This is a genomic window from Halonatronum saccharophilum DSM 13868 (genome assembly GCF_000517025.1).
Taxonomy (GTDB): domain Bacteria; phylum Bacillota; class Halanaerobiia; order Halobacteroidales; family Halobacteroidaceae; genus Halonatronum; species Halonatronum saccharophilum.
Map to the genome: position 1 here is coordinate 124,149 of NZ_KI912095.1, position 13,981 is coordinate 138,129.

The following is a 13,981-nucleotide window of genomic DNA, read 5'->3' on the forward strand; positions in this document are numbered from 1 at the left end:
TTAGGTTAGCCTAAGGCTCTTTTTACTGTTTATAGAGAGTTGAAAAGTTAATAATAAGATTAAGAATGAAAGGGCTGTTGAAGCACTTTTTATTATGGATGAATTTTTTAGTTTAAGTTGATAGCTGACAGATAAAATTGGAGTTAGTTAATTTGTTAATTTTAAAGGAGTAGATTAGGATGGGAAATAGTTTACTAAATATTTTAAAAGGAAATAAAGTCTTTGAGAAAACACTAGACTCTTATGATAATGGAATAGAAGGAGAGGTGGTTGGCTTAGATGATAGTAGCCAGAACCTCTTTTTAGCTAATTTAGATAATTCTATTGATGATAGGATGTTGATAGTCACACCGACTTTGGAGTTGGGAGAATCTATTTTTGAAGACTTAGTTAGGCTCTTAGGTGAAGAAAGGGTTTTGTTATTTCCTAAATTAGATATATTACCTCATGAAGAGTTAGAGATTGAGCAGTTAATTAAGGTGGAAAGATTAAAGGTTTTAGATAGTTTGACCAAAGGAGAGGGTAAGGTAATAATTGCTCCTATAGGTTCTCTTTTAGAGGTTGTTATACCCTCTGATCTTTATAAAGATTTAAGCTTAGATCTAACTATAGAAGATGAAATTATCTTAGATCAGCTAAGTTATAAGTTGGTAAGTATGGGTTATAGTAGAGTTCAAAGAGTTGAAGATAGAGGAGAGTATAGTATTAGAGGTGGGGTAGTTGATATTTATCCCCCTATCCTTGATGAACCTGTTAGAATTGAATTTTTTGGTGACGAAATAGAATCTATTAGAAGTTTTGATGTAGCAACTCAGGTATCATCTAAAGAGTTAGAAGATGTATCAATTGATCTGGCAAGGGAGTTTATAATTACTTCAAAGATGAGAGATGATATTATAAAGTCGATTAAGAGTGCTTTAAAAGAGGAAATAACATCTTTACCTAAGGATAAGGCAAAGAAATTAAAAGAAAAGGTGGCTTATGATTTAGAGAGGCTAGAGGAAGGGGTTTATTTTCCTGGAGTTAGAAAGTATTTAAACTATGCTTATGGAGAAAGTACTTTGGCTGATTACTTTAATGGGGTAGTTATCTTTATTAACCCCTTTAAGGTTAAAGAAGAAGGGGTTAATTTTTTAAAGCAAATAAATGGAGTCTACCTTGATCTAGTAGATGAAGGTAAAGTACTTTCTAACTACAAGAAACTATTTTTAGATTTTTATGATCTCTTTTATAAGATTCAAGATTATAAGTTGTATTTATCACCATTAAAAAGAGAAGTAGATTATATAAATAAAGGTTTTTCTTTTGATATTAAAGCAAGGAAAGTAGAAGTATTTAGAGGTAGTTTAGATCGGTTAATAGATAGTATTAAAGGCTATGTAGGGCAGAAGTATAAAATTGTAATTGGGATGTCTACTTTAAGTAAGGCAAGAAGGTTAGAAGAGAGACTTGAGGAAGAGTTTCCTGTGAGTTTTATAGAAAAGATAGAAGATCAAATAAAGTTAGGAAATATAGTAATAACTATAGCTAATTTGAATAATGGTGTCTTATTTTCTGATGATAAGTTTATACTGTATACAGAAAGTGAGATATTTAAAGTTGCTAAGAGGAAGAGAAGAAGGGCCAAAGCCTTTAAGGAAGGGGCTAAGATTTCTTCCTTTACTGAGTTGGATGTTGGAGATTATGTGGTTCATGAAAACCATGGTATTGGAAAGTATTTGGGTATAAAGAAGCTTAAGATTCAGGGTAAAAGTAAGGATTATCTATTATTACTTTATGCTAAGGATGATAAATTATATATTCCAACAGATCAGGTTGATCTGATTCAAAAGTATGTAGGTTTACAAGATAAAAAGCCTAAATTACATAAGTTAAATAGTGATAGTTGGAATAGGGCCAAAGCTAGGGTTAAGGAATCTGTAGAAGAGATGGCTGAAGAGCTCTTAGAATTATATGCTAAGCGAGAATTAAAGAGGGGGCATTCCTTTTCTGAGGATACTATTTGGCAAAATGAGTTTGAAGAGTCCTTCCCCTTTGAGGAGACTCCCGATCAAATCAAGGCTATTACAGAGGTTAAGGAAGATATGGAGTCTAATCAACCTATGGATAGATTAATTTGTGGTGATGTTGGGTATGGTAAGACCGAGGTGGGAATAAGAGCTATATTTAAGGCGATTATGGATGGAAAACAGGCTGCTTTTTTGGTTCCTACAACGATTTTGGCTCAGCAACATTGGAGCAATTTTGTGGATCGCTTTAGTGATTACCCTATAAGAGTAGAGGTTTTAAGCCGTTTTAAGAGTGCCAAGGAGCAAAAAGAGATTATTAAAGGTTTAAAGCGTGGATCAGTAGATTTAATTATTGGAACTCATAGATTATTATCTTCTGATATTAAGTTTAAGGATTTGGGATTAGTAGTTGTAGATGAGGAACAACGATTTGGAGTAAAACAGAAGGAAAGGTTAAAGAGGTTAAGGGAGAGTGTAGATATCTTGACCTTAACTGCTACTCCTATTCCAAGAACTTTACATATGTCTTTGGTTGGAGTTAGAGATATAAGTTTAATTGAAACTCCACCTGAAAATAGGTATCCAATTAGAACATATGTAGGTGAGTATGAAGAGCATTTGATAAAGGATGCTATTAATAGAGAGATAAATAGAGGTGGGCAGATATATTTTGTCCATAATCGAGTTAGAGATATAAAGGAGATTGCAGCAAAGATAAACACTTTAGTGCCAAAGGCAAGGGTTGGTGTAGCTCATGGTCAGATGAGTGAAGTTAAATTAGAAGATTTAATGATGAAATTTTTGGCTGGAGAGTATGATGTTTTAGTTTGTACAACGATTATAGAGACTGGAATGGATATCTCCAATGTAAATACAATTATTATCAATAGAGCTGATAGATTTGGGTTGGCTCAGTTGTATCAATTGCGAGGCAGGGTGGGAAGAAGTAGTCGACTTGCTTATGCTTATCTATTGTATAAAAAGGATCAGGTCTTATCAGAAATAGCAGAGAAGAGATTGAAGGCTATAAAAGAGTTTACTAGTTTAGGATCAGGATTTAAGATAGCTATGCGTGATTTAGAGATTAGGGGAGCGGGTAATATCCTTGGCCCACAGCAGCATGGTCATATTGAAGCAATTGGGTTCTCTCTTTACTGTAAGTTGTTAGAAGGAGCAGTAAATAGCTTAAAGAAGGGAGAAGTAAAAGAAGAGGAAGAGATATCATTAGATCTGAAGGTAGATGCATATATTCCTGATGATTATATAGGAGATTCTAAGGAGAAGATTGATATATATAAAAAGATAGATGGAATTAGAGATATTGAAGATTATGAAGAGATTAAGGATGAATTAAGGGATAGATTTGGTGATTTAAGGGAAGAAATAATAATATTACTCCAACTAGCTTTAATAAAAGTAAAAGGAAAAGAGTTAGGATTACTTCAAATCAAAGAGCTTGGTCAGAGTTTAGAGATGCTATTCTCTAGTGAACATAGGTTATCAGGAGAAAATCTAATCAATTTAAGTAATAGATTTTCTAACCTTAAATTTACTGCTTCCAAAGAGCTTGTAATTAAGGTCTCTTCAGAAGGATTATCTGATTTGAGAAAACTTAACTTATTAATTGATATCTTTGATTTTTTACTTTCTGATTAAAAAAGACAATTAATTTTACATTAGTTGCCACATTAAGAATAATATTTTCAATCTAAATATATACTAATAATGAAGTAGTTAGCAAATAGCCTAAAAATAATAATTGGGAGGTGAAGGTTGTTTAGCAATTTGGAGGTTTTAGATTGCTAAATAGTTAAATATGAAAGCTACAGGTATTGTACGTAGGATAGATGACTTGGGTCGGGTTGTAATACCAAAAGAGATCAGAAGAACTATGAGGATAAGAGAAGGCGAGCCTTTAGAGATTTTTGTTGATAGGGATGGCGAAGTTATCTTAAAGAAGTATTCACCAATTGGCGAGTTAGGAGAATTTGCTCAAGAGTATGTAGAGTCATTGGCAGAGGTAACAGGCCATATAGCTTGTGTATTAGATCGAGATGCTATTGTTGCAGTAGCAGGGGCCAAAAAAAAGGTCTTCATTGATAAGCCTATTAGTAAAAAGGCAGAAGAGATATTAAATAGTAGAGAGACTAAGGTTATAAATCAAGAAACTGAAGATATATTCTGTGAGGGGATTTATGGAGAAGATTATAGCTCCTTTACAGCTCAAGTCTTGGCCCCAATTATTGCTGATGGGGATGCAATTGGATTGGTAGCACTTGCCTCAACTAAAGGTGGAGAAGAGATGGGAGATTTAGAAGTAAAGCTAGCTAATACAGCAGCAGGATTCTTAGCCAAACAGATGGAGAGCTAGAGTTAATTAACAATTGTTGGTTAAGTGAAAAATTAGATATAATTAATTAAAGGTAAAAACTATTTAAATCTATTGATTATTTCATAGGGTATATTACAATTTTTTTGTAATATACCCTATGAAATTTTTGTAAAAGGGGTGGCATAATTGAGATAAATTTGTTATTATTATTAGTTAGAGGTAGTAGATTTTTAAGGAAGGAAGATTTATTTGACTAAAGAGAAGAATACTCTATTACAAGGGACAATGATATTAACAAGTGCTGCTTTAATAAGTAAATTTCTAGGTTTTTTTTATAAAGCCATCTTAGCTAGATTAATTGGTTCAGAAGGCTTAGGAATATATGAGCAGGCCTATCCAATATATACTATGGTTCTAGCTATATCTATAGCTGGAATACCTGTAGCTATCTCTAAGTTAATTTCAGCTAAGAGAGCAGAAGATAAGCCATATTTAGCTGATCATATCTTTAGGACAACCTTGAAGTTAAGTTTTTCTATTGGTTTAATCGGTTCTATAGGTGTGGGTTTATTGGCTAGATTTTTGGCCCTATATATATGGCAGGATATAAGTGTGTACTATTCTATACTAGCTATATCACCGGCAATATTCATTGTATCTATTATGGCAGCATACCGTGGTTATTTTCAAGGGTGTCAGAAGATGGAACCAACAGCTATATCTCAGGTTCTAGAACAGTTTATTAGAATTGTTGCAATGTTGATATTGGCTTATCTACTAATCCCTTATGGTGTAGAATTTGGTGCTGCAGGTGCAGCAGCTGGAGCATTTTTTGGTTCAATTGGCGGGCTAATAGTAATGCTAATAATTTATCGTCGCTTTAAGAGAAGAAGTAAGGCTCTTAAAGAAGGTGCTAAAAGAGTGGATGAAGAACAACTACCTGATATAAAAAAGGTTTTTAGAGAAGTATCTGCTTTAGCTGTACCTGTTACAATTAGTGCTATGATCTTGCCTCTAATGAGATTAATTGATTCTTTTATGGTGGCTAATCGCTTACAGGTTGCAGGATTTTCATTAGGCGAGGCCAGGGCTTTATTTGGTCAATTTAGTGGGATGGCAATGACCTTAGTTCGTTTTCCTACTGTTCTGGCAGGGTCTTTAGCAGTGAGTTTGGTTCCTGCAATATCTGAGGCTGCTTCTTTAGGTGAGGATAAACTGGTTCGAGCTAGGATACGTAAGGCAATTAAGTTGGTTCTTTACATAACTATTCCAGCCTTTGTAGGACTATTTATCTTAGCTGAGCCTTTAACTGGAGTTATCTTTGACCATCCAGAGGCTGCAATACCATTGCGTTATTTAGCTGTTGGTGTTATAGCAGTTAGCTTACAGCAGGTAACATCTAGTATATTACAAGGCTTTGGTAAGGCAAAGTTGCCTGCAAGAAATCTTTTAATTGGTGTTATGGTTAATGTTGTTTTAAATTACACATTAACTGCAAACCCTATATTAGGTATTAGGGGAGCTGCTATTGGAACAACGACTGGGTTCTCTTTGGCTGCTGCTTTAAATATTATTAATGTCTTCCAGATAACTAAGCCTAAATTTGATAATTATAATCTCTTAGTTAAGCCAATCTTTAGTAGTCTAGTGATGGCTTTTGTAGTCTGCTTATCATACAGAGGGGTGTTGGCCCTTTTAGGGATAAGGTCAATTGCAACTTTAGTTGCTGTTGGCATCGGTATGCTAGCTTATGGTCTGGCTTTATTATCAAGTGGTGCTATAGTTGAAGAGGATCTTAGGATAGTTCCAAAGATTGGCGAAAAGATGGCAAATATTTTAGCAAAATTAGGATTTGTGAGGGGATAAAATGATAAGTATAATAGGGTTAGGAGCTGGTGATTTAAAGCTCCTTACTTTGGAAGGGTATAGAGAGTTAAAGAGTGGTAAGAAGGTTTATTTAAGGACTAAGGAGCATCCGATAGTTAATGATTTTAAAGATGAAGGTATAGAGTTTATTTCCTTTGATTATCTATATGAGAAGGAAGATACCTTCTCTAAGGTCTATGATAAGATAGTTGATCAAATTTTAAAATTAAGTAAAAAGGAAGATATAATCTATGGGGTTCCAGGTCATCCTTTGGTAGCCGAGTCTACAGTTAAGATTCTTATTGATAAATTAAGTAAAGAAGATTATAAGATTATTGGCGGGCCAAGTTTTTTAGATCAGATATTTGTTTCTTTGGAGTTAGATCCTATTGATGGTGTTAAGTTATTGGATGGTTTAAATTTTGAAGTAAAAGATTTAGATCCAAGAACTCCTACTATCATTAGCCAGGTTTATAACTCTAGAGTGGGTTCTGATGTTAAATTAGAACTGATGGAAATCTACCCTGATGAATTTAAAATTAAGGTTTTAAGAGGTGTGGGTCTTGATGATGAGAGGATAGAGGAAGTTCCACTTTATAAATTAGATCACTTAGATTGGTTAGATAGTTTAACTAGTATCTACCTTCCACCAGAAAGGGATAATTTAAGACAGTTTAATTATCTTTTAGAGATTGTTGATATTCTAAGAAGCCCTGGTGGTTGTCCTTGGGATATAAAACAGACACACAGCTCTTTAAAGAAACATTTAATAGAAGAGGCTTATGAAGTTATTGATAGAATTGAAGAAGGAGATTACTTTGGCTTGGCTAATGAGTTAGGTGATGTACTTTTACAGGTTATTATGCATGCTCAAATTGCCTCAGAAGATTTTAGATTCAATATTTATGATGTTATTGAGGAGATAAATCAGAAGATGATTAGGCGACATCCTCATATTTTTGGTGATGTTGAGGTTGAAGATGAGAAGGATGTAATGAAAAATTGGGCCCAAATTAAGAAAGAAGAGAAAAAAGAGAGTGGGGAAGAAGGGGAGTCTATATTATCTGGTATTCCCAATTCATTACCTGCTTTGATGTTGGCCCAGAAGATACAATCTAAAGCGGCTAAGGTTGGCTTTGATTGGCCCGAGATTGATCAAGTCATAGATAAAGTTGAAGAGGAAATAGGAGAATTTAAAGAAGCTTTAGCTTTTAAAAGGGATCAGGATGTTAAAGAAGAGTTTGGAGACCTTATTTTTGCTCTTGTAAATTTAGGTAGGTTTTTGGACTTAGATGTAGAGGAAGAGCTAAGGTTTGGAATCAAAAAGTTTCAAGGGAGATTTGCTTATGTTGAAAGAGAGGTTAAGAAAAAAGGATTTAGTTTAGAAGAAATGAATTTAGAAGAGTTAGATAAGCTATGGGAAGAAGCAAAAGGAGAAGATAGGGGGAATTATGATGTTTAATTTTAAAAGGGGAATGAGTTTTGTTTTAATTGTACTTTTATTATTATCTCCTAGCATGGCTTATGCTGGAGGCAATTTTGATGTTAGTGTAGATTCGGCTATCTTAGTTGATGCTCAAACAGGACAGGTTCTATTTGCTAAGAATGAGCATAAGCAATTACCACCAGCTTCAATTACTAAGGTAATGGCTATCCTATTAGTGATGGAAGCTTTAGAAGCAGGAGAGATAAGCTTAGAGGATGAGGTTACAGCAAGTCAATTAGCTAGTTCTAAGGGTGGATCTCAGATTTGGTTATCTACCGGAGAGAAGATGAGTGTTGAAGATTTATTAGTAGCTACTATTATTCCTTCAGCAAATGATGCTACAGTAGCTTTAGCAGAATATATAGGTGGAACTAAGGGCAATTTTGTAAGAATGATGAATCGCAGGGCTGGGGAGCTAGATATGGAGAACACCTATTTTGCTAATGCAACAGGTCTTCCAGTTAAAGGGGGAGGAACTTATACAACAGCCTATGATATTGCTATAATGTCTAGAGAGTTGGCTAAACATGATCTTTACTTTAACTGGTCTGGAAGAAGGACTGCTCGAATTAGAGATGGAGAATACCCAGTCTTTACTACCAATGAACTCATAGGACATTTTGCTGGTGCTGATGGCTTAAAGACTGGTTGGACTACCGAAGCTGGTTACGGTTTAGTAGGAACAGCTGATCATGGAGATGGGCGTTTAATAAGTGTTGTTCTTGGAGCAGAGAGTGATGATGAGCGAGTTAATGAAACAATTAGATTATTAAGCCATGGTTTTAGAGCTTTTATTAGAGATATCTTTGTAGTTGAAGGTACAGAGGTAGGTAGTGCCGAGGTAGATAAAGGGAGAGAGGCAGAAGTTCCGGTAAGAACAGTCAATTCTTTTGAAGCTTTTATTGAACGTGGTACGAAAGGTGATGTAGAGCAAGAGATAGTAATAGATAGAGAGTTAGAAGCCCCTGTTGAGGAAGGTGAGCCTGTAGGTCAATTAGTATTTACTCAGTATGGAAATGAATTAGGAAGTGTAGAGTTAGTAACGGCTGGCGAGGTTGAAAGGGCTGGGATCTTTACTCTAATCTTTAGATGGGTGAGAGATTTTATAATGGGGTTTTTCTAGAATAGGAAGTTAAAAGGATTAGTATGCAGATCTGCATACTAATCCTTTTGGACTTTTATATACCACAATTTATCAAAAGAAGGTCTATGCACTTTATATACTTAACTATATAGGTACAAGATTAATATCGATTAATAAGAAAAAGGAGGTAGTTAAGATGGTAATAGATTCACATCTACACTTTGGAAAGATAGGTAAGTTTGATATGGGGGTTGACGTACTCTTAGAATCTTTAGACAAGTATGGAATTGACTTTGGTATTGTATCAAATATTGAGGGTGTTGAATTTGATACAGAACTTAGGAAGATCCCTAAAGAATTTATGGTATCTCAGATGGAGGTTAATAAAAAGACGTTGGAGTTAGTTAAGGATCATTTTGATAAGTTGATAGGACTAGTTTGGATTAAGCCTCATACTGAATCCTTTACTAATGAACTAGGAGATTTCATTTTAGATAATAGAGATTACTTTGTTGGTTTTAAGATACATCCTTACCACTCTAAATTAAAGATAAGTGATGATAGATATAAGGAGTATTTAGGTTTTGCTAATGAGATAAGTCTACCCTGTGCTGTTCATACAGCTAAATGTCCTTACTCAGATATCGGAGATCTTTATAAGGTGGCAAAGGAGTATTCTAAAGTTAATTTTATTGCAGTACATATGGGGCTAGGAAGTGATAATAGCAGAGCTATTGATTATATCAGTAAACTTGATAATTTATATGGAGATACAACATGGGTTCCTTTGGAGAGAGTTATAGATGCTGTAGAGGGGTGTGGAAGTCATAAGATCTTATTTGGAACTGATAACCCTATTGATGGTTTAGATACTTATCAAAAGTATGAAGAATTATTGATTAAAGGAAGAGATTTATTTAAAGAGGAAGATTATCAGGATATTTTTAGCTTAAATGCTAAAAGGATATTTGGATTAGAATTAAATAGTTAGTAGATAATAAAATAACAACCCCCTATATAACATTATTTGTTATATAGGGGGTTGTTATTTTATTTAAATAAGAAAGCCTCAAACAAACACTAACAAACAAAAAAAATAAAAAACAAACAAAAAGGTATTGACATAAAAAAAATAATAGTGTAAAATAACATTAAGAAACAAAAACAAACACAAACAAACAGAACTGGGGTCGTTATTATGATAAAAGAAGAACGATTAGAAAAAATTATGGAAATATTAGATGAAGAAGGGTTAATTAAGGTATCTGAGATCACAGAGCTTTTGGGTGTTACTGAAATGACTATTAGAAGAGACTTAAATATTCTAGAAGGTAGAGGTCTATTGATTAGAGTTCATGGGGGAGCCAAGAAGAAAGAGAAGAAAATTCTTAAGGAGCTAACTCATAATGAGAAGAAAGAGATTAATACTGAGGAGAAAAGACATATAGCTGAAATTGCCGCAACTTTTATCGAAGATAATGACACTATTTATATTGGCCCAGGAACAACTTGTGAATTTATTTATGATTATATTGATGCTCAAAATATTAAAGTTGTAACCAATTCAATTTCTATCTTTTCAAAGTTTGCTGACGACAAGAGATTTGAATTAATCTTAGCTGGTGGTCGTTTAAGACCTTCTACTGGAACTTTTGTAGGAAGCTTTACTAATGAATTATTGACTAAATTAAGTGTTAAAGCTGCTTTTGTTGGAGCTAATGGTATTTATAAAAATTATATCACAACCTCTAATGAAGAAGAAGGAGTTGCTCAAAATATTATTTTAGATAATTCTTTAGAGAAGTATGTCTTAGCTGATCACGAAAAAATAGACAGACAAGATTTTTATAGTTTCTATAATCTAGAGGATGTAACTGCACTTATTACTGATAAAAACTTAAAAAAAGGTGTAAAGAGAAGATACTCAGAGTTTATTAAAATTATTGATTAAAATAAGGAGGAATTGAAATGAAGATAATCATTGGTTCAGATAAGGATGGATTAGAGCTAAAAGAATATGTAAAGGATTGCTTAGAGAAGTCAGGATATGAGATAGTTGATAAAACTCCAAAGGGAGCAGATGATTTTGTAGATTCTGCAAAATCTGTTGCTCAAGCAGTAGTAGAGCAAGAAGGGGCTAATGGGATTTTGGTTGATGAGTATGGAGTAGGATCTTTTATGGTAGCTAATAAAATAAAAGGAGCTATCTGTGCAGTGGTTTCTGAGGAGCATTCCGCAAAGATGACTAAAGATCATAACAATGCTACTATCCTAGCCTTAGGATCAGGAATAGTAGGCAAGAAGTTGGCTAAAGAAATTGTTGATAATTTTGTTGGATCAGAATACTCAGGAGGTAGACATCAAGTAAGAGTAGATATGCTAAATAAGATGCTTTAATATAATTAATATAAATATAAAGGAGGAGTTAAAATGATTATCTCAATAGGATGTGATCATATAGTAACGGATTTAAAAAATCATATTATTGAATATTTAGAAGCAAAAGGTCATAAAATAATTGACAATGGGACTTATGATCATATTAGAACACATTACCCGATTTATGGTAAGAAGACTGCTGATAAGGTAGCCAGTGGAGAAGCAGATTTAGGAATAGTTATCTGTGGGACAGGTGTAGGTATTACTACTAGTGCTGCAAAAGTAAAAGGTATAAGGGCTGCTCTAGTTAGAGATATAACTACTGCTAAATATGCAAAAGAAGAGTTGAATGCTAATATTATAGGTGTAGGAGGAAGAATTTGTGGAGTTGGCTTAATAGAAAATATTATAGATGAGTTTTTAGAATCTAAATATAAAGAAAATTTTGAAAATGATAAGATAATAGAAAAAATAGATCAAATTGTTGAAGATGATAGTCAAGTTGGAGATGAAGAATTCTTTGCTGAATTTATTGAGAAATGGGAAAATGGTTACTATCCAAAAAAATAATTAATAATAGGAGGGCTAAAGATGTCTGAAGAAACTTCAATGATTGCTTTAGAGATAATAGGAAATGCAGGAGATGCAAGAACTAGATACATGGCAGCTATGAAAAAAGCTCAAAATGGAGAATTTGAAGAAGCAGAAAAATTGATAGAAGAGGGAAATGAGTTTATTTTAAAATCACATAAGGTACAGACTAGCTTAATTCAAGCAGAAGCTAAAGGGGAAGCAAAAGAGATGGGCTTTTTAATAGTTCATGCCCAAGATCATTTAATGACAAATATGTTATTAAGGGATGTAATTGAAAACTTTATTACTCTTTATAAGAGAACAACTTAAAACAATTATAGTTTTAAGTATTATATAAATTAAAATTTCACTTTAGAACTTGCTAACATAAGTGTTCTCTAATAATGAAAATAAGTTTTTATAGAGATATAAGTAGAAAAGATTAAGTAAGTCTAAAGGGTTCTTTGAGAAATTATCACTATAAGTTTATAATTTTATCTTTAGCTGTATAGATAAGTTTTAAGATTTATGATTCAAAAATTTAAAATGAGGTGATAAAATATGGAATCCTTAATTAAAAAGATTGAAAAGATGAAACCATTTTTCGAGAAAATTTCTAACAATCCTTATCTAAGAGCAATACGTGATGGATTTATCAGTTTAATTCCTGTCATTTTATTCTCAAGTCTATTTTTGTTGGTGGCTTTTGTACCAAATATCTTTAACTATTATTTACCTGATCATATGGTAGATTCATTGCTTAAAGCGTATACCTATTCAATGGGAATATTGGCGTTATTTATGTCTGCTACTGTAGCTAAAAGCTTAACTGAGAACTTTAATGGTAATCTACCTAAAACTAGACAGATAAATGTTGTTTCAGTAATGGTAGCTTCAATGATTGGATTTTTATTAATTGGCGTGGGCCAAGTAGATGGTGGGCTTTCTCTATCCTATCTTGGAACTAGAGGTTTATTAGCAGCCTTTGTAGTTGCTTTTATTGTACCGAATATTTATAAATTTTGTGTAAAGAATAATATTACTATTAAATTACCTGATGAGGTTCCGGCAAATATATCTCAAACCTTTGCTGACTTAATACCTTTATCGGTTTCAATCTTATTCTTTTGGGTCTTTGATATTGTCTTTAGAACAGTCTTTAGCGTAGGATTTAGTGTTTGGATTCTTGAAGTATTTCAACCACTCTTTACTGCGGCAGATGGATATTTAGGATTAGCACTTATCTTTGGTGCAATGGCCTTCTTCTGGTTTGTTGGAATTCATGGTCCATCAATTGTAGAGCCAGCAGTAGCTGCTATTTATATAGCTAATGTTGAAGCTAACTTCCAATTGTTCCAAGCAGGAGAGCACGCATCAAACGTACTATCCCAAGGTTCTCAATATTTTGTTGCTACTTTAGGAGGTACAGGAGCAACTCTGGTTATTACCTTTATGTTTGCTTTTATGGCTAAGTCAAAGCAGTTAAAAGCAGTTGGTAAGGCTTCTAGTATACCAGTTATATTTGGTGTAAATGAGCCTGTCTTATTTGGAGCACCAATTGTATTGAATCCGGTATTTTTTATTCCATTTATTGCAACACCAATAGTTAATGTCTGGCTGTTAAGATTCTTCATTACAACTTTAAATATGAATGGATTTGTTTATAATCTACCTTGGACTACTCCAGGGCCAATAGGATTGGTACTAGGTACAGCCTTTGCTCCATTAGCTTTTATATTGGCTCCGTTGTTATTAGCAGTAGACTTTGCTATCTACTATCCATTTATGAAAGTCTATGATAAACAGTTAGTAGAAGAAGAGAAGGAACGTGCAGATGAAGAGGAATCAGATTTAGTTGAATTAGAAACTCCAGCTGAAGAGGTAGAGGCGGTAAGTGAAGTAGCCTCATCTAATGAAGAGTTATCAGTTTTAGTAGTCTGTGCTAATGGTGCAACTAGTGGGATGTTAGCTAATGCTATAGGAAAAGGGGCAAAATCAAAAGGAATTAACCTAGAGTCTACAGCAATGGCATATGGTCAGCATAAAGAAGTAATTGCAGATTTTGATTTAATTATATTAGCACCACAGATGGCTTCTATGTTAGAAGAGTTAGAAAAGGACTGTCAAGGAAAAGGTACTAAAGCAATGTCAACTTCTGGCCAAGAGTATGTAAGTCTTGCTCGTGACCCAGAAAATGCTATTAAATTTACGCTAAAGAATTTAAACTAATAAAACAATAATTTAGTGGCAAC

The 13,981-nt window shown here is 33.5% G+C and carries 11 protein-coding genes; all 11 read left to right on the plus strand.

Features of this window, described 5'->3' with window-relative positions; translation table 11 throughout:
- Window positions 1–179 precede the first annotated feature (179 nt).
- The 11 genes from mfd (at window position 180) to HALSAC_RS0107805 (ending at window position 13,958) form a co-directional block, all read left to right on the plus strand.
- Window positions 180–3,665 carry a transcription-repair coupling factor gene (mfd, locus tag HALSAC_RS0107755; RefSeq protein WP_027339793.1) on the plus strand — a complete coding sequence of 1,162 codons (3,486 nt, stop codon included), beginning with the start codon at window positions 180–182 and terminating at the stop codon, window positions 3,663–3,665.
- A gap of 160 nt (window positions 3,666–3,825) precedes the next feature.
- Window positions 3,826–4,380 (plus strand): stage V sporulation protein T, encoded by a 555-nt coding sequence (gene spoVT, locus HALSAC_RS0107760; protein ID WP_027339794.1) that lies wholly within the window; start codon window positions 3,826–3,828, stop codon window positions 4,378–4,380.
- Between the two features lie 210 nt (window positions 4,381–4,590).
- Window positions 4,591–6,207, plus strand: coding sequence for a putative polysaccharide biosynthesis protein (locus tag HALSAC_RS0107765; protein ID WP_027339795.1), 1,617 nt, complete (start codon window positions 4,591–4,593; stop codon window positions 6,205–6,207).
- 1 nt (window position 6,208) lies between these two features.
- Window positions 6,209–7,669 (plus strand): bifunctional methyltransferase/pyrophosphohydrolase YabN, encoded by a 1,461-nt coding sequence (yabN, locus tag HALSAC_RS0107770; RefSeq protein ID WP_027339796.1) that lies wholly within the window; start codon window positions 6,209–6,211, stop codon window positions 7,667–7,669.
- Window positions 7,662–8,816 carry a D-alanyl-D-alanine carboxypeptidase family protein gene (locus HALSAC_RS0107775; protein WP_027339797.1) on the plus strand — a complete coding sequence of 385 codons (1,155 nt, stop codon included), beginning with the start codon at window positions 7,662–7,664 and terminating at the stop codon, window positions 8,814–8,816. The genes yabN and HALSAC_RS0107775 overlap by 8 nt, the downstream gene beginning before the upstream one ends.
- Window positions 8,817–8,973: 157 nt before the next feature.
- Entirely contained in the window at window positions 8,974–9,768 is a 795-nt protein-coding gene (locus HALSAC_RS0107780) for an amidohydrolase family protein (RefSeq protein WP_027339798.1), read from the plus strand.
- A 207-nt stretch (window positions 9,769–9,975) separates the two neighbouring features.
- The gene (locus HALSAC_RS0107785) at window positions 9,976–10,728 is read left to right on the plus strand and encodes a DeoR/GlpR family DNA-binding transcription regulator (protein ID WP_027339799.1); all 753 of its coding nucleotides are present in this window, start codon (window positions 9,976–9,978) and stop codon (window positions 10,726–10,728) included.
- 17 nt (window positions 10,729–10,745) lie between these two features.
- On the plus strand, window positions 10,746–11,174 hold the full coding sequence (gene lacA / locus HALSAC_RS0107790) for a galactose-6-phosphate isomerase subunit LacA (RefSeq protein WP_027339800.1): 429 nt from the start codon (window positions 10,746–10,748) through the stop codon (window positions 11,172–11,174).
- Window positions 11,175–11,207: 33 nt separating this feature from the next.
- The gene (lacB, locus tag HALSAC_RS0107795) at window positions 11,208–11,726 is read left to right on the plus strand and encodes a galactose-6-phosphate isomerase subunit LacB (RefSeq protein ID WP_027339801.1); all 519 of its coding nucleotides are present in this window, start codon (window positions 11,208–11,210) and stop codon (window positions 11,724–11,726) included.
- Window positions 11,727–11,747: 21 nt separating this feature from the next.
- Window positions 11,748–12,059: a PTS sugar transporter subunit IIA gene (locus HALSAC_RS0107800; protein ID WP_035571522.1), complete on the plus strand. Its 312-nt coding sequence runs from the start codon at window positions 11,748–11,750 to the stop codon at window positions 12,057–12,059.
- Between the two features lie 231 nt (window positions 12,060–12,290).
- A complete protein-coding gene (locus tag HALSAC_RS0107805) occupies window positions 12,291–13,958 on the plus strand; it encodes a lactose-specific PTS transporter subunit EIIC (protein WP_027339803.1) in 1,668 nt (555 codons plus the stop codon).
- Window positions 13,959–13,981 lie beyond the last annotated feature (23 nt).

Bases quoted from the DNA above. Each gene is read 5' to 3' on its own strand.
- mfd (WP_027339793.1), top strand. From the start codon at position 180: ATGGGAAATAGTTTACTAAATATTTTAAAAGGAAATAAAGTCTTTGAG.
- spoVT (WP_027339794.1), top strand. From the start codon at position 3,826: ATGAAAGCTACAGGTATTGTACGTAGGATAGATGACTTGGGTCGGGTT.
- yabN (WP_027339796.1), top strand. From the start codon at position 6,209: ATGATAAGTATAATAGGGTTAGGAGCTGGTGATTTAAAGCTCCTTACT.
- HALSAC_RS0107775 (WP_027339797.1), top strand. From the start codon at position 7,662: ATGTTTAATTTTAAAAGGGGAATGAGTTTTGTTTTAATTGTACTTTTA.
- HALSAC_RS0107780 (WP_027339798.1), top strand. From the start codon at position 8,974: ATGGTAATAGATTCACATCTACACTTTGGAAAGATAGGTAAGTTTGAT.
- HALSAC_RS0107785 (WP_027339799.1), top strand. From the start codon at position 9,976: ATGATAAAAGAAGAACGATTAGAAAAAATTATGGAAATATTAGATGAA.
- lacA (WP_027339800.1), top strand. From the start codon at position 10,746: ATGAAGATAATCATTGGTTCAGATAAGGATGGATTAGAGCTAAAAGAA.
- lacB (WP_027339801.1), top strand. From the start codon at position 11,208: ATGATTATCTCAATAGGATGTGATCATATAGTAACGGATTTAAAAAAT.
- HALSAC_RS0107800 (WP_035571522.1), top strand. From the start codon at position 11,748: ATGTCTGAAGAAACTTCAATGATTGCTTTAGAGATAATAGGAAATGCA.
- HALSAC_RS0107805 (WP_027339803.1), top strand. From the start codon at position 12,291: ATGGAATCCTTAATTAAAAAGATTGAAAAGATGAAACCATTTTTCGAG.